Source organism: Cupriavidus sp. 05N40 (assembly GCF_056397305.1).
The window spans coordinates 1-14,679 of sequence record NZ_JBFTND010000186.1; the positions used below are offsets into that span (position 1 = coordinate 1).

A 14,679-nucleotide genomic window follows, 5' to 3' on the forward strand; every position below is an offset into this window, starting at 1 on the left:
GTGTCAGGGAACGACGAAGCGCACCTCGGAACGGATGAGCCAACTGCGGCGGTAGGCGAGCATGACTGRCACGGGATGGTATTTGTGGATACGCCAGGCCTTTATCTTTCCCCCAGTGAACTCGTGGGCGGGGCAGCACTCAGTGCGGCCATGGAGGCCGACATGATATTGCTCGTCGTTACACCCGAACTTCCCTATCGGGCCCAGGCAGGCATATTGAGAAGGCTGCTAGACCAAGACAACCTCTGTCTCGGCAGACCATGCTGCCTGGTGGTCAACAAAATAGACCGGGACCGCAATGGAGGCGCCGGCATGCAACAGCGGATTGAGGCGGTATTGGGTAGACGCATCGGCATTCCCGTGCTCCACTGCTCGGTGGCAAAGTACTTCCATGCCAGGCAGGCCTCGGCCGGCTTCCGCGAGCGACTGCTGCGGCAAAGCAGATTGTCGGCGCTGGTGACCAGCCTTTCCGCCTGGGGAAACCAGACCGGTCAGGCGAGCCGGGCGATTGCAGCCATCAGCGCTGTGGAAGGCGTTATGCGGGATGTCATGCAATCCGGCGACGAGCCCTGCCTGCAAGCACGCATAGCCTGCGTCCAGAAGGAAATCGCCGAGCTTGAACAGGCAAGGGAACACCTGCATTCGCTCGCGCGCCTATGGCATCGGCAAGTCTATTCAACAGTACTGGGGCGTGCCGCGAAAGCAATGGAACGTCTGGACGGCACCGCCGAGGCTCCGGAGGTGCAGGCGTTCTTCACCTCCACGCTTGACCAGATGAAGGAGGACTTGAGCAAGCTTTGGTGCGAAATGGAGCGACAGCTGCACGAAATCCTTGGCGGCGCGGGGAAGCAACTCGAGAATCGCACAACGCAGGCGCTCCACATGCCGTGGTCCGGCGGCAGCTTCGCGCCAGGCACACCCGGCTCACTGGATGCCATCCGCATCCCAGCTAGCCCGGCATTGCGTCTGACGCGGCTTGTCAATAGCGCAACCGGGCCAATAGCAGGCGGACTGGAAGCCGCTTCGATAAGCACAAAGGCACTCGGCAATCTCCTCTACGAAATTGCCGGGTCCACCGGGATAAGGCTGGTCAGGACGGAGGCTCTCCGTCGAGCTGGCCTCATCACAAGAGCATCGGGAAGACTAGCGGCATTCAGCCCGTTGCTAGCAACCATCCTCGACCTCTATCTGCATTTTCGGGAAGAGAAAATCGAGGATGCCAAACGGCGCTACGTTACGGACCTGCGCCGCTCGCTTCGCGCTGCATTCAGACAGCACGCCGAAGCATCGGCGCTAGGCACCAGCAATGCCATCGAGAGGTTCGGAAACACGGCTCTGGACAACATCGCGGCAAATCTGACTGGTCAACTGAAGGATATGCTGGAACGCCAGGCCATCAGTATCGGGCTTGGCAAGCAGTCGGAAGAGGTAGCCGACCGCTGCAAAGCACTGAAGCAGCAATTGCATGATGCACTCAACGGTGCCACGCCGCGGATACCAGGCACTGCACCTTGAACCCTATTGCCATATTGGTCCGCCACCTGTAAAAGCCTGCGCTACTCGTGCCCTGCTCCCGAGCTCGCCGGCTCCAAAAATTGGCCGGCCAGACTGCTACAGAACCTTGCTACAGCGCGCGGCCCGGCGGCGGGGCGCCGCCGGGCCGCCATACTGCCCTTGCAGTCTCTCTGCAACGCGTGCTATGTTGCGGCTTCCAGGAGAACGAGACACCTCCGCCGTATCAGGTGGGTGTCTCTACCGAAGGCGTACCCCTGAAACGCTCAGGTGCAAAAGACTGGAAACCGAACAAACTGGAGAGCGCCGGACCGCACACCGACCAGGTAAGCGGCACGCGGCCGCCGAAGGGGCAAGCCGGTACCCGTGGTGGGTGCGGCGAATCTCTCAGGCAAAAGGACAGTGGGGGCAGGCAGGCCAGATGGCTTGCCTGCCCCTTTTTGCTATCCGGAGCCTGAGAAATGAAAGTCATCGTGATGGGAGCCGGCGTGATCGGCGTTGCGTCTGCGTGGTACCTGGCCCGTGCCGGGCACGAGGTCGTGGTGCTGGAGCGCAATGCGGGCGCGGCCCGGGAAACCAGTTTTGGCAACGGCGGGCAGATCTCGGTCAGCCATGCCGAGCCTTGGGCCAACCCGGCCGCGCCGCTGAAGATGCTGCGCTGGCTCGGGCGCGAGGATGCTCCGCTGCTGTTCCGCCTGCGCGCAGATCCGGCGCAGTGGTCGTGGGGACTCAAGTTCCTGCGCGAGTGCACGGCCAGTCGCTCCACCCACAACATGATCCAGCTGCTCAACCTGGGCACCTATAGCCGCGCCAGCCTGCAGGCGCTGCGCGCCGAGACCGGCATCGAGTACGACCACCTCACGCGCGGCATCCTGCATTTCTATACCAGCCAGAAGGAATTCGACGCGGCCGTCGAGCCGGCGCGCATCATGCGCGAGCTGGGCTGCGAGCGCCGCGTGATCGGGCCGGACGAAGTGGTGCGGCTGGAGCCGGCGCTGGCGAATATCGCGCCGCGTCTGGCGGGCGCCACCTATACCAGCGAGGATGAATCGGGCGATGTGCACCGCTTCACCACCGCGCTGGCCGCGCGCTGCGAAGCGCTGGGCGTGCGCTTTCGCTATGGCGTGCGGGTGCAGCGCCTGCATGCCGAGGGCGGCAGCATGCACGGGGTGGAGATTGCCGACGAGACTGGCGGCTACCAGATCGAGAGCGCGGACGCCTACGTGCTGGCGCTGGGCAGCTTCAGCCCGATGCTGGCGCGCCCGCTCGGGGTCAAGCTCGACATCTATCCGGCCAAGGGCTATTCGGTGACGCTGCCGGTGCTCGACAGCGAGCGCGCGCCCAGCGTGAGCCTGACCGACGACGAGTACAAGCTGGTGTTCTCGCGCTTTGGCGACCGCCTGCGCGTGGCCGGCACAGCCGAACTCAACGGCTATGCGATGGATCTGAACCCGGTGCGCTGCGAGGCCATCGTGCGGCGCACGCTGGAAGTGTTCCCGGGCATGAGCCGACCGGAGCTGGCGAAATTCTGGACCGGGCTGCGCCCTGCCACGCCGGGCAACGTACCTTATATCGGCGCCAGCGCCATCGGCGGGCTCTACCTGAACACCGGCCACGGCACGCTTGGCTGGACGCACGGCTGCGGCTCGGGCCGTGCGATCGCGGACATCGTCAGCGGCCGCGTGCCGGAGGTGGATTTCGCCTTTACGGGCGCGCTGCCCGCCGGTGGCACGACGCGGCCGGCGACGCTGGCGTCCGCGCAGCGGGCCGTCCACTAGCCCCCGGCCCCGGKGGCGCCGGCCGGCGCCACCGCGCGTGGCTAGACGTCGATGGCCGTGTCCGACTTGACCTTGCGGCGCAGCTCGAACTTCTGGATCTTGCCCGTCGAAGTCTTGGGCAAGGGCCCGAAATACACGGCCTTGGGCACCTTGAAGCCAGCCAGCAAGGTGCGGCAATGCGCGATCAGTTCCTCGGCCGTGGCGCTGGCGCCGTCTTTCAGCTCGACGAAGGCGCAGGGCGTTTCGCCCCACTTGGCATCCGGCTGCGCCACCACCGCCGCGGCCAGCACGGCCGCATGGCGGTAGAGCGCGTCTTCCACCTCGACGCTGGAGATGTTCTCGCCGCCGGAGATGATGATGTCCTTGCTGCGGTCCTTGATCTTGACGTAGCCGTCCGCCGTGCGCACGCCCAGGTCGCCGGTGTGGAACCATCCGCCGGCGAAGGCTTCGCGCGTGGCCTTCTCGTTCTTGAGATAGCCCTTCATGCAGATATTGCCGCGGAACATGATCTCGCCGATCTCCTCGCCGTCGGCGGCCACTGGCTGCATCGAATCCGGATCGAGCACCGCCACCCCGGCCTGCAAGTGGTAGCGCACGCCCTGGCGGGCCTTGCGGGTGGCGCGGTCTTCCTGCGACAGCGCGGCCCAGTCGTCCTGCTCCGCGCACACCGCGGCCGGGCCATAGGTCTCGGTCAGGCCGTAGACGTGGGTCAGCTCGAAACCCATTTCTTCCATCTGCGCCAGCACCGCCGCGGGCGGCGGCGCACCGGCCACCATGCCGCGCACCGGGCCGCGCAGGCCTTCGCGCCAGGCCGGCGGCGCGTTGACCAGCGCGGTGTGGACGATGGGCGCGGCACAGTAATGGGTCACGCCTTCGTCGCGCATCAGGTCGAACACCAGCTTGGGCTCGAACTTGCGCAGGCACACATTGATGCCGGCGCGCGCGGCGATGGTCCAGGCAAAGCACCACCCGTTGCAGTGGAACATGGGCAACGTCCACAGGTAGACCGCGTGCTTGGGCAGGTCCCACTCGAGGATGTTGGACACGGCATTGATGGCTGCGCCGCGATGGTGGTAGACCACGCCCTTGGGGTCGCCGGTGGTGCCCGAGGTATAGTTCAGGGCGATGGCGTCCCACTCGTCGGCGGGCCATTGCCAGGCGTAGTCGGGATCGCCCGAGGCCAGCAGGGTTTCGTAGTCGGTCTCGCCAAAGCGCGGCGCGTCCTGCGGGCCCAGCGCATCTGCCACCGCCACCACCTTCAGGCCGGGGATTTCGTTGCCGATCTGGCGCGCGAGCTCGGCGAACTCGGTATCGGCCAGCAGCACCTTGGCCTCGCCATGACGCAGCATGAAAACCAGGTTGGCGGCGTCGAGCCGGATGTTCAGCGCATTGAGCACCGCCCCCGCCATCGGCACGCCGAAGTGCGCTTCCACCATGGCCGGCGTGTTGGGCAACAGGACCGCCACCGTATCGCCCCGGCCGATGCCGAGGCCCGCCAGCGCGCTGGCCAGGCGCCGCGCACGAGCGTAGGTCTCGCGCCAGGTCTGGCGCAGCGGGCCATGCACGATGGCCAGGCGCTCGCCATAGACTTCGGCGGCGCGCGCCAGGTAATCGATGGGCGTGAGGGGAACGTGGTTGGCCGGGTTCTTGCCCAGGCCGGTGTCGAAATCGCTTGGCATTGCTTGGTCTCCGCTTGCGCCTGGCGCTGCGGGCGCCGCCGGTCGCTGTTACTTTTTGCAGGGCAAGGCTATCATCCCACACGACAAAGCTTTGTCGTCCGGATGACAGTGCCCCGCCGGGGCGCGCTCTCCGGGTTGAATCCAGATCAATGTCCAGCCATCCACCCGCGTCCTCCCAGCCCGGCCTTCCCGCACCACCCCCCGCTGCCACGCCTGCGTCGCCGGCTGCCTTGCTGTCCAGGCACGAGTGGTACGCCTCGCTCGCGCCGGCCCACCAGGCGCTGGCCGCACGGCAGGTGGTGGTCCAGGACTTCGCCGCGGGCGCCTTCGTGGCGCGCCGGGGCGAGCCGTCGCGCTACTGGATCGGGGTCGAGAACGGACTCATCAAGCTCGCCGTGTATACGCCGGACGGGCGCGGCTGCACCTTCTCCGGCGTGCCGGCCGGCGGCTGGTGCGGCGAAGGCAGCGTCATCAAGCGCGAGGCCCGCCGCTACGACGTGATCGCCATCCGCGACTCGCGCATCGCGCTGGTGCCCGATACGGTGTTCCACACCCTGCTGGCGGAGAGCCTGCCCTTCTCCAGCTTCGTGGTGCGCCAGCTCAACGAACGCATGGGGCAGTTCATCGCAACCGTGCAGAACGACCGGCTGCTGGGTGCGGATGCGCGCGTGGCGCAGGCCATCGCGCAGCTGTTCCATGCTGCGCTCTACCCGCGCACAAGCGCGGTACTGGAGCTTTCCCAGGAAGAAATCGGCCTGCTCACGGGGCTCTCGCGCCAGCGCGTCAACCAGGCATTGCGCCGGCTGGCGGCCGAAGGCATGGTCGATCTTTCCTACCAGAGCATCCGCGTGACCGACCTCGAACGGCTGCGCCACGTCGGGCTGTCGGAGCTGTAGCGCAGGCAATGGCCGGCACGATGATGGTCCGGCGTGCCGCGACACCGTACAATGCCTCTTTTCCCAAGCGGCGCGATACCCGCGCGCCGGTTGCGCCCCCTGAGCTTCGCATGGCCCTTGTCAGCAGCACCGAGCTGCGCTTGTCCCATCTGCGCTTTCCCTTTGCCGTGCACGTGGACGCCCTGCGGGGCAGCGCATGCCTGYGCGATGCCAATGCGCGGCGCGAGGTATCGCCCGGCAAGCCGTTCGTGGTGCCTGCCTTTGCCTATTTCGATTGCGATTTCCTGCCCAGGACCGGACGCGACACGGCGCTCGTGCTGCGCGCGGTGCCTGATGCGGCCTGCCCGCGCGACCATGGCGCCACCGGGAAATACTGGTCGCGTGCGCTGGCTGGCGCGATGTTCGAGCTGCCGCGGCTGCCGTGGAATGCCGCGCTGGTGTCGGAACGGTGGCAGGTAGCGCCAAGGCTGGTGCGCGCCCGCCTGTTTGCCGAGGGCGAGGCGCTGCGGGTACTGTTGCGCGAGCAGCGCGTAGCGCACGCGCTATACCTGCTGGCTACCGGCCGGCGCATCCCCGGCGACAGGCTGGCGCGTCAGGCCGGCCTCGCGCATGCAAGTGCGCTGGCGAGCGCCTGCGCCAATACCGTGGGCCCCGGCGCGGTCCGGCTGCTCAATGAAAACCTGCCGGAATCCATGCGGGCGAGCACGGCCTTCACCCTGACGGGCATCAATCTCGCGGCGTAGTGCCCGTGCCATGGCCCGAGCCCGTCCGGCGCCGGGCGTCGGGCTCCGGGCGCCTGCGCCCGACTGGCGGCTACCTGGTGACCACCTGCAGGGAGTTCGAGACCGACGCCACGCCATCCACGTTGCGCGCGGTCTGCGCGGCAAGCGTGCGCTGGTCTTCCGAAGGCACCACGCCGTCCAGCGACACTACGCCGTCCCGGGTCTTGACGTGAATGCCGGTGGACTTCAGGCCCTTTGCGGCCAGCAGTTCCGCCTTGACCTTGGTGGTCACGGCGCTGTCGCTCATCTTCTGCCTGGCGCTGCTGGTTTCGGGATGGCCCGTCATACCCGGCGCGCTGTTTGCCGCAGGCGCAGTGTCCGTGGCGGTGGCGGCCTGGGCGGCGCCGGCGGCTGCCAGCAGCGCAGCGAGGCAAACGGCGCGAAACGTCTCATGTGTGTTCATGGCGATCTCCTGATGATGGTTCGATGGCTCCGATGATTGCGCAGGGAGCCGGAAGGAACAGAAAGGCCTGGCATCCACGTCCGCGCGTCGCTGGACGCGTGCCGTGTGCTGGCTTCTGCATACTCTCCCGCAAGGACCGTTCCGGGACAGGCACGCGCGGCGCCCCCATGCCGCCGCAAGGAGAGACGCCCGGCCAGCGCGTCCGGCAGCGCTGGCCGGGCGCGCTGGCCGGTGCCGCAAGCGAACCGGCGGTGCGGCCCCTGCGGCGCCTGTAAATAAATGACGGGCTTGTAAAAAACGCCGGGTGGATGGCGCCAACTCATGCCGCGCCGCGCCGGCGCATATGCGGCGCCATCGACTTCCACGGGGTCGGGCGGTCTCTGCCGGTGCGCGCGGATCGATGCGCCAGGGCGCTGGGGCCCTTGCCTGGCAGGCCCTGGCGGGTACGCGCGCCATACCGGGATGCGCCATGCGCAGCAGCCGCCACCGTGCGTGGCACGCGCCTTGCGCCCATGCCATAACGCGGCATTCCGCCGCGCCATGGAGAGCACGATGGGACAGCAACAGCAACCCGGCCAAGGCCAGCAAGACCAGGACAAGCAACAGCAGCAGTCTGGTCAACAGGGCCAGCAGTCCGGAGGCCAGGACCAGAAGGGCGGCCAGCAGCAGCAACAGGATCGCGGCCAGGGCCAGCAAGGCCAGCAGGGCCAGAAGACCGATCAGGCCGGTCAGCAGAACCAGCAAGGCCAGAAGAGCCGCCAGCAAGGTGGGCAGCAAGGCGGACAGCGCTGACAGCCTGCTTTGACGAGCGCGGCACCTCACGGCGCCGCCAGCCGCCTCCGCGCGCAAGCGTGGAGGCGGCTTTGTTCTGGGAAATATCTTGAGAGTCGTCTTGTAGCGGTCCCCGGGCACGCCTGTCCGGGGACCGCTACGTCTACTTCTGCCCGCCGGCGCGCTTGCCGCGCGTGGCGTAGAGATCGGTGTCTTCCAGCCCGCGCTCGATATCGCGACCGGCCTGCTCCACCTCCTTGCGCGGGCCGCTGCGCTGGCTGTGATGGCTTTCGTCGTGTTCGTGCGGCAGGCGCGGCTGGGGTTCGCCCTGCTGGTCCTGCGCGCGCGTGGCGGTGCCAGTGCGGCCGGGCACCGGCTGGTCATCGGGCCGGACGGCCCTGCTGTCTTCCTTGTGTTCCTTGCGGGGCGTCGAATGCATGGCTGTCTCCTCCGGGATCGCCGCCGGCGGCGGCGCGATCCGGTACTGCCGCAATCGCCATGCCAGTCCCGGGCGCCGGTTGCGCCCCTTGCCGCTCAGGTGTCGGGTCCGGCCGCCGGCTTGCCTTTGCCGCGGATCCAGGCGTGGGTCTGCGCCAGGATCTCGTCGGACAGGTCCGGGTCGTCGACCAGGCGCGCCAGGATCACGGCGCCCAGCATGGCCGACCAGTTGCCGATCGCGGCCTGGCGTGCCTGGGCCGCGTTGCCACCCGGCGCGCTTTCGCCGAACCGCTCGAACTGGCGCCGTAGCGCAGCCGTCATTGCCGCCCGCGCTTCCGGCGCCTGGCGGATGGTTTCCGCGGCAAGGGCAGCCGTCGGGCACCCGCCCGCGAGGTCGTCGCGGTGGCTCGGCGCAAGGTAATCGGCGACATAGCGGGCCACGTCGACCTCGCCCTGGGCCCCGGCAGCCATGACATGCGCCAGCGTCTGGGCGATCAGGTCGTCCTTGGACTTGAAGTACCCGTAGAAGCCGCCATGCGTCAGGCCGGCAGCCTTCATCACTTCCGCCACCGTCACGGCCTCGAAGCCGAGCGAGCGGAACAGGCGGCTGGCCGCCTCCAGGATCCTCTGCCGGTTAGCGGCAACCTGCTCGCGACTGACCTTCATCTGATTCTCTCCATCATCGCTTGACATTATACATGACGTACATCATGATTCCATTCATGACGGCCGTCATGAATACGCGAGCAAACGTACCGACATCCTGAAGGGGAACAGCATGACCACAAAGCCCAGCGTCCTGATTACCGGCGCATCCACTGGCATCGGCGCCGTCTATGCCGACCGGTTCGCCAGGCGCGGACATAACCTTGTGCTGGTAGCGCGCGACCGCGCCCGCATGGAAGCCATCGCGCAGACGTTGCGCAGCGAAACCGGTGTCACCATCGATATCCTCCAGGCAGACCTGACCAGGCCGGCGGAGCTGGCCCAGGTCGAGGCACGGCTGCGCGACGACGCCCGCATCGGCGTCCTGGTCAACAATGCCGGCGCTAGTGCTGCCGGCGGCTTTGCCGATCAGAGCCCGGATGACGTGGCCGCGGTCATCAACCTCAACACCACGGCGCTGACGCGTCTTGCCAGCGCCGTCACGCCCCGCTTCGTCCAGGCCGGCGGCGGCGCCATCATCAACATCGGCTCGGTCGTGGGACTTGCGCCCGAATTCGGCCTGACGGTCTATGGCGCGACCAAGGCCTTCGTGCTTTTCCTGACCCAGGGTCTTCACCTCGAGCTCGGGCCAAAGGGCATCTACGTGCAGGCCGTGCTGCCATCGGCCACCCGCACGGAAATCTGGGCGCGCTCGGGCAAGGATGTGAACAGCCTCGCGGCCGTCATGGAAGTGGATGAACTGGTGGATGCGGCACTCGTCGGCTACGACCGCCGCGAAACCGTCACGATCCCGCCGTTGCCGGACGTGGGGCAATGGAACGCTTACGAAGCCGCCCGGCTCGCCATGTTCCCGAATTTCGCGCAGGTCCATGCCGCCGAGCGGTACCGCAACGTCTCCTGAGCCTGCCTGGTAGCCCGGTAGCCCGGGCCAGTCCGGCGCGATCCGGGCGCGGCCCGAGATCGGCCCGGCACCCGCGCCGCGCCGCTACGCGAAATGGCAGGCGACGGTGCCCAGCGCGCCATAGTCCACCTGGAAGGTATCGCCCGGGCTGGCAGCCACCGGCCGCGTGAACGAGCCGCCGAGGATGACCTCGCCCGCTTCCAGCCCCACGCCGAACGGATGGAGCTTGTTGGCCAGCCAGGCCACGCCATTGGCCGGATGGTTGAGCACGCCGGCCGCCACGCCGGTTTCCTCGATCACGCCGTTGCGCGACATGATGGCCGAGACCCAGCGCAGGTCCACGTCGAACGGGCGCACCGGGCGGCCGCCCATCACCACGCCTGCGTTGGCGGCGTTGTCGGCAATGGTGTCGAAGACCTTGCGCGGGCGCTTGCTTTCGGGGTCGATCGAATGGCTGCGCGCGTCGATGATCTCCAGCGCGGGGATGACGTAGGCGGTGGCGTCGTAGACATCGAACAGCGTGCAGTGCGGCCCCTTGAGCGGCTTGCCCAGCACGAAGGCCAGTTCCACCTCCACCCGCGGCACGATGAAGCGCCCCGGCGCAATGGTGGCGCCGTCCTGGAAGAACATGTCGTCGAGCAACGTGCCGTAGTCGGGTTCTTCGATCTGCGACGACATCTGCATCGCGCGCGAGGTCAGGCCGATCTTGTGGCCCTTGACGGTGCGGCCCTGCGCCAGCTTGTGCGCCACCCATTCGCGCTGGATGGCATAGGCGTCTTCGATGGTGATGTCGGGATGGTCCAGCGAAATCTGCCGGATCTGCGTGCGCGATTGTTCGGCGCCGTCCAGGCGCCGGGCGATCTGGCCGATCAGCTCAGGGCTGAGCATAGGGTCTCCGTGGGGTCGTGGTAGCGTGTCTGGTGACCGGGCGCGAATATCAGCCGGCCTTCCTGAAGCGGGCATGCACGTTGTTGTGCTTGTAGGTGCCGCCTTCGTTGAACTCGACGAGCTCCATCGACAGCGCCAGGTAACGCCGCGCGTAGAGTTCGGCGAAGTGCGCCTTGACCGCATCGAACAGCGCGTCGCACGCCTTTTTCCTGACGGCCTCGTCACGCCCCGCGCCGATCTTGAGCGTGATGTGGACGAAGGCATAGTCCGCCTCGCCATCGGCCATGCGGTAGTCGCTCAGCGCCAGCGCGCGCGAACGGATGCCGCCGATGGGGAAGGCGCCGTCCTGCGCGATCAGTACGTCGTTGAGGGTCTTGAGCAGCGCCGGCACGCGCGCCTCGGCGCGGATATTGTCGGTGTACTCGACGATGATGTGGGGCATGCAGTGCCTCGCTTCGTGGATGGTGCGCCCGGGGACGCAGTTCAGGGGCGCCGCTCAGCGCACGGGAAAGACCGCGTTGATCTGCCCGGTGCCCGAACTGGTGAAGTAGTCGGTGACGATCTCGGCCGGACGGTCGTACGCATCCCAGCCCAGCAGGCCGAGCAGCATGGCGGTATCGTGCATGCCGCCTTCGCCGATGCAATGCTCGTTGTACTCGGGCAGCATGCGGCAGAAGGTGGCCCAGTCGCCCTGCTTCCACAACTCCACCACGCGCAGGTCCACCTGCCTGAAGAACTCGCGGCTGATCTGGTGGATGCTTTCTTCCGGACTGTTGTTGTCGTTGAAGCGGTGCGACAGCGAACCGCTGGCGAGAAAAGCCACGTTGGCATCGCTGGCCTCGATGGCCTCGCGCAGCGCGGCGCCGAACCGACGGCTCTCGTCGAGCTGGTGCCATGCGCACCATGCCGCGATGGACACCACCTTGAAATGCCGGTCGGCATTCATGTAGCGCATCGGCACCAGCGTGCCGTACTCCAGCTCCAGGCTGGCGATCTCGTGCGCGCGCGTCATCACGCCGTGTTCGCAGGCGGTCTGCGCGATCAGGCGGCCCAGGGCCGGATTGCCGTCATAGGCATAGGCCATGTCCTTGATGAAGTGCGGCAGCTCGTTGCTGGTGTACACGCCCTCGAACCGCGCGTTGCAGTTGACGTGGTAGCCCGCGTTGACCAGCCAGTGCACGTCGGCCACCACGATGGTGTCCACGCCCAGCTCGCGGCAGCGCCGGCCGATCTCGCGGTGCCCGGCGATCGCCGCCTCGCGGCAGCCGTGATGCTTGCCGGGCAGTTCGGACAGGTACATCGACGGCACGTGCGTGACCTTGGCGGCGAGCGATAGCTTGCCCATGGCGGTGTCTCCTTGGTTCTGGTTGGCACCGGCATGCATGCCGGCGCTCTCGCTTTGCTRCCCTCAGACTCCCCAGCGGGGAATGTGATGGTCCCCCATCGAAATGCAGACGTTCTTGACCTCGGCGAACACCTCGAAGCTGAACTCGCCACCCTCGCGCCCGGTGCCGGACGCCTTGGTGCCGCCGAAGGGCTGGCGCAGGTCGCGCACGTTCTGGCTGTTGACGAAGACCATGCCGGCCTCGATGCCGCGCGCCARGCGATGCACCTTGCCCACGTCCTGCGTCCAGATGTAGGAGGCCAGGCCGTACTCGGTATCGTTGGCCATGGCCAGGCCGTCGTCCTCGTCCTTGAACGGGATCAGGCAGGCTACCGGCCCGAAGATCTCTTCCTGTGCCACGCGCATGTGGTTCTCCACATTGGCGAGCACGGTCGGCTGCACGAAGTTGCCGTTGCGCAGGTACGCGGGCAGGTCGGCAGGCCGCTCCGCCCCGCCGGCCAGGACGGTGGCGCCTTCCTGCTCGCCCAGGCGGATATAGCCCGTCACCTTGTCCCAGTGCTGGCGCGTGATCATGGCGCCCACGTGGGTCTGCTCGCTGGTGGGATCGCCCACGCGCAGGCGCTTGGCGCGCTCGGCGAACTTGCGCGTGAAGTCGTCGTAGACGGTTTCCTGCACGAAGATGCGCGAGCCGGCGGTGCAGCGCTCGCCATTGATCGAGAAGATGGTGAACAGCGCGGCGTCGAGCGCGCGCTCCAGGTCGGCGTCGTCGAACACCAGCACCGGCGACTTGCCGCCCAGCTCCATCGAGAACTTCTTGAGCCCGGCACGTTCGATGATGCGCTTGCCCGTCACGGTGCCGCCGGTGAAGGACACCGCCCGCACATCGGGATGGCGCACCAGCGCGTCGCCCGCGGTGGCGCCGTAGCCCTGCACCACGTTGAGGACCCCGGCGGGCACGCCGGCCTCCAGCGCCAGCATGCCGAGCTGGTCGGCGCTCAGCGGCGACAGCTCCGACATCTTCAGCACCGCGGTATTGCCCAGCGCCAGGCACGGCGCGACCTTCCAGGTGGCGGTCATGAAGGGCACGTTCCACGGCGAGATCAGCGCGCACACGCCTACCGGCTGGTAGAGCGTGTAGTTGAGCATCTGGTCGTCCACCGGGTAAGTGCGGCCGTTCATCTGCACGCAGACTTCGGCAAAGAAATTGAAGTTCTCGGCCGCGCGCGGGATCAGCTGCTTGCCGGTCTGCGCGATCGGCAGGCCGGTGTCCTGGGTTTCCAGCGCCGCCAGTTGCGGCACGTGCTGGGTGATCAGGTCCGCCAGGCGCCGCATGATGCGGGCGCGGTCCCTGGCCGGCGTGCCGGCCCACCTGGGGAAGGCCGCCTTGGCGGCGGCCACGGCGGCATTGACCTCGGCCTCGCCGCCGGCGGCCACGGTGGCGATCTCCTCGCCGGTGGCCGGGTTCCAGGTGACGAAGGTGTCCTGGCTGCCGACCTGCTTACCGTCGATCCAGTGCTTGATCATGTCTGCTGTCTCCGTAGTGGCGCGCGTCGTTGCGCGCGGCCTTACTCGTTGCGGTATTCGCTGGCGCTGGCGATGGTGTTGACCAGCCGCCCCACGCCTTCGATCTCGGTGACCACCTCGTCGCCCGGCTGCGTATCGGCCAGGCCCTCGGGCGTGCCGGTGAGGATGATGTCGCCCGCCTCGAGCGTCATGAAGCTGCTCAGGTACTCGATCAGCCACGGGATGCCGAAGATCATGTCGCGGGTATTGCCGTCCTGGGTCAGCTTGCCGTTGACGGTGGTGCGCAACGCCAGGTTCATCGGGTCCGGCACGTCGTCGCGGTCCACCAGCCAGGGCCCGAGCGGCGTACAGGTGTCGCGGTTCTTCACCCGCAGGTTGGGGCGGTAGTAGTTCTCCAGGTAGTCGCGGATGGCGTAGTCGTTGGCCACGGTGTAGCCGCGCACATGGTCGTAGGCCTGCGCGGCCCTGACGCCGCGCGCGGTGCGGCCGATGACCACCGCCAGCTCGCACTCGTAGTGCATGTACTTCACGCCTTCGGGCCGCACCGTGCGGCCGCGGTGGCCGATAAAGGTGCCCGGCCCCTTGAGGAAGACCAGCGGCTCGTCCGGCGCCTTGAAGGCCAGCTCGCGCGCATGATCGGCATAGTTCAGCCCGAGCGCGAAGGTGGTGCGCGGCGCCACGGGAGGCAGCCAGACCACCGTGTCTTCGCGCACGATGCGCCCGTCGTCCAGCCGCAGCAGTCCGTCGCCGGCCGGCTGCGCGCCGTGCACCAGTCCATCGCAGGCCACGCGTGCGGTTCTCATGCGCCCTCTCCCCGTGCGGCCACGACACGGTGGCGCAGGCAGCCCACCCCCTCGATCTCGATCTCCACCGCATCGCCGGCCCGCGCCAGCGGCGCGCCTTCGGGCACGCCCGCGAGCAGCACGTCGCCCGGCTCCAGCGACATGAAGGCGGTGACGTCCGCCAGCAGCCGCGCCACGGGGCGTAGCAGGTTGACGGTACTGTTGCGCTGGCGTTCCTCGCCGTTGATGCGCACCACCATGGCACGCGCGTCCGGATTGCCGGCCTGCTCGCGCGCCGTCACCCACGGGCCGAC

16 protein-coding genes and 1 riboswitch are annotated in these 14,679 nt (G+C 67.6%); of the genes, 6 read left to right on the forward strand and 10 right to left on the reverse strand.

What is annotated here, in order from left to right:
- A partial coding sequence (locus AC1DO7_RS31735; protein ID WP_477116994.1) for a GTPase domain-containing protein occupies window positions 1–1,515 on the forward strand: 1,515 nt, incomplete at its 5' end.
- A gap of 283 nt (window positions 1,516–1,798) precedes the next feature.
- Window positions 1,799–1,925, forward strand: a riboswitch (glycine riboswitch).
- A 48-nt stretch (window positions 1,926–1,973) separates the two neighbouring features.
- Entirely contained in the window at window positions 1,974–3,290 is a 1,317-nt protein-coding gene (locus tag AC1DO7_RS31740) for a D-amino acid dehydrogenase (protein WP_441619054.1), read from the forward strand.
- 41 nt (window positions 3,291–3,331) lie between these two features.
- Here the strand turns inward: AC1DO7_RS31740 and AC1DO7_RS31745 are convergent, their stop codons facing one another.
- Entirely contained in the window at window positions 3,332–4,969 is a 1,638-nt protein-coding gene (locus AC1DO7_RS31745) for an acyl-CoA synthetase (protein ID WP_441619052.1), read from the reverse strand.
- Window positions 4,970–5,118: 149 nt separating this feature from the next.
- Between AC1DO7_RS31745 and AC1DO7_RS31750 the strand changes: the two genes are divergently transcribed.
- Window positions 5,119–5,865, forward strand: coding sequence for a Crp/Fnr family transcriptional regulator (locus tag AC1DO7_RS31750; RefSeq protein ID WP_441619050.1), 747 nt, complete (start codon window positions 5,119–5,121; stop codon window positions 5,863–5,865).
- Between the two features lie 110 nt (window positions 5,866–5,975).
- Window positions 5,976–6,608: an AraC family transcriptional regulator gene (locus tag AC1DO7_RS31755; RefSeq protein ID WP_477116995.1), complete on the forward strand. Its 633-nt coding sequence runs from the start codon at window positions 5,976–5,978 to the stop codon at window positions 6,606–6,608.
- Window positions 6,609–6,678: 70 nt separating this feature from the next.
- Here AC1DO7_RS31755 and AC1DO7_RS31760 read toward each other — a convergent pair whose 3' ends face one another.
- Window positions 6,679–7,050, reverse strand: coding sequence for a BON domain-containing protein (locus AC1DO7_RS31760; protein ID WP_441619046.1), 372 nt, complete (start codon window positions 7,048–7,050; stop codon window positions 6,679–6,681).
- Between the two features lie 552 nt (window positions 7,051–7,602).
- Here AC1DO7_RS31760 and AC1DO7_RS31765 point away from each other — a divergent pair.
- Complete coding sequence (locus AC1DO7_RS31765) at window positions 7,603–7,842, forward strand: hypothetical protein (RefSeq protein ID WP_441649817.1); 240 nt, start codon at window positions 7,603–7,605, stop codon at window positions 7,840–7,842.
- Window positions 7,843–7,984: 142 nt separating this feature from the next.
- Here the strand turns inward: AC1DO7_RS31765 and AC1DO7_RS31770 are convergent, their stop codons facing one another.
- Both AC1DO7_RS31770 and AC1DO7_RS31775 read right to left on the reverse strand, forming a co-directional pair.
- Entirely contained in the window at window positions 7,985–8,260 is a 276-nt protein-coding gene (locus AC1DO7_RS31770; RefSeq protein WP_441619043.1) for a hypothetical protein, read from the reverse strand.
- Window positions 8,261–8,355: 95 nt separating this feature from the next.
- Window positions 8,356–8,925, reverse strand: a complete 570-nt coding sequence (locus AC1DO7_RS31775) for a TetR/AcrR family transcriptional regulator (RefSeq protein ID WP_441619041.1) — start codon at window positions 8,923–8,925, stop codon at window positions 8,356–8,358.
- Between the two features lie 112 nt (window positions 8,926–9,037).
- On the opposite strand from AC1DO7_RS31775, the gene AC1DO7_RS31780 reads away from it, so the two are divergent.
- Window positions 9,038–9,826 (forward strand): SDR family NAD(P)-dependent oxidoreductase, encoded by a 789-nt coding sequence (locus AC1DO7_RS31780; protein ID WP_441619039.1) that lies wholly within the window; start codon window positions 9,038–9,040, stop codon window positions 9,824–9,826.
- An 84-nt stretch (window positions 9,827–9,910) separates the two neighbouring features.
- Here AC1DO7_RS31780 and hpaH read toward each other — a convergent pair whose 3' ends face one another.
- The 6 genes from hpaH to AC1DO7_RS31810 all read right to left on the reverse strand — a co-directional run.
- Window positions 9,911–10,714: a 2-oxo-hept-4-ene-1,7-dioate hydratase gene (gene hpaH, locus AC1DO7_RS31785; protein ID WP_441619037.1), complete on the reverse strand. Its 804-nt coding sequence runs from the start codon at window positions 10,712–10,714 to the stop codon at window positions 9,911–9,913.
- 49 nt (window positions 10,715–10,763) lie between these two features.
- Complete coding sequence (locus AC1DO7_RS31790) at window positions 10,764–11,156, reverse strand: 5-carboxymethyl-2-hydroxymuconate Delta-isomerase (protein ID WP_441619035.1); 393 nt, start codon at window positions 11,154–11,156, stop codon at window positions 10,764–10,766.
- 54 nt (window positions 11,157–11,210) lie between these two features.
- The gene (gene hpaD, locus AC1DO7_RS31795) at window positions 11,211–12,059 is read right to left on the reverse strand and encodes a 3,4-dihydroxyphenylacetate 2,3-dioxygenase (protein WP_441619034.1); all 849 of its coding nucleotides are present in this window, start codon (window positions 12,057–12,059) and stop codon (window positions 11,211–11,213) included.
- A 63-nt stretch (window positions 12,060–12,122) separates the two neighbouring features.
- Window positions 12,123–13,583: a 5-carboxymethyl-2-hydroxymuconate semialdehyde dehydrogenase gene (hpaE, locus tag AC1DO7_RS31800; RefSeq protein WP_441619032.1), complete on the reverse strand. Its 1,461-nt coding sequence runs from the start codon at window positions 13,581–13,583 to the stop codon at window positions 12,123–12,125.
- Between the two features lie 41 nt (window positions 13,584–13,624).
- Window positions 13,625–14,386, reverse strand: a complete 762-nt coding sequence (locus AC1DO7_RS31805; RefSeq protein WP_441619030.1) for a fumarylacetoacetate hydrolase family protein — start codon at window positions 14,384–14,386, stop codon at window positions 13,625–13,627.
- Window positions 14,383–14,679, reverse strand: a 297-nt coding sequence (locus AC1DO7_RS31810; protein ID WP_477116996.1) for a fumarylacetoacetate hydrolase family protein, incomplete at its 5' end; no start/stop codon positions are given. The genes AC1DO7_RS31810 and AC1DO7_RS31805, both read right to left, overlap by 4 nt.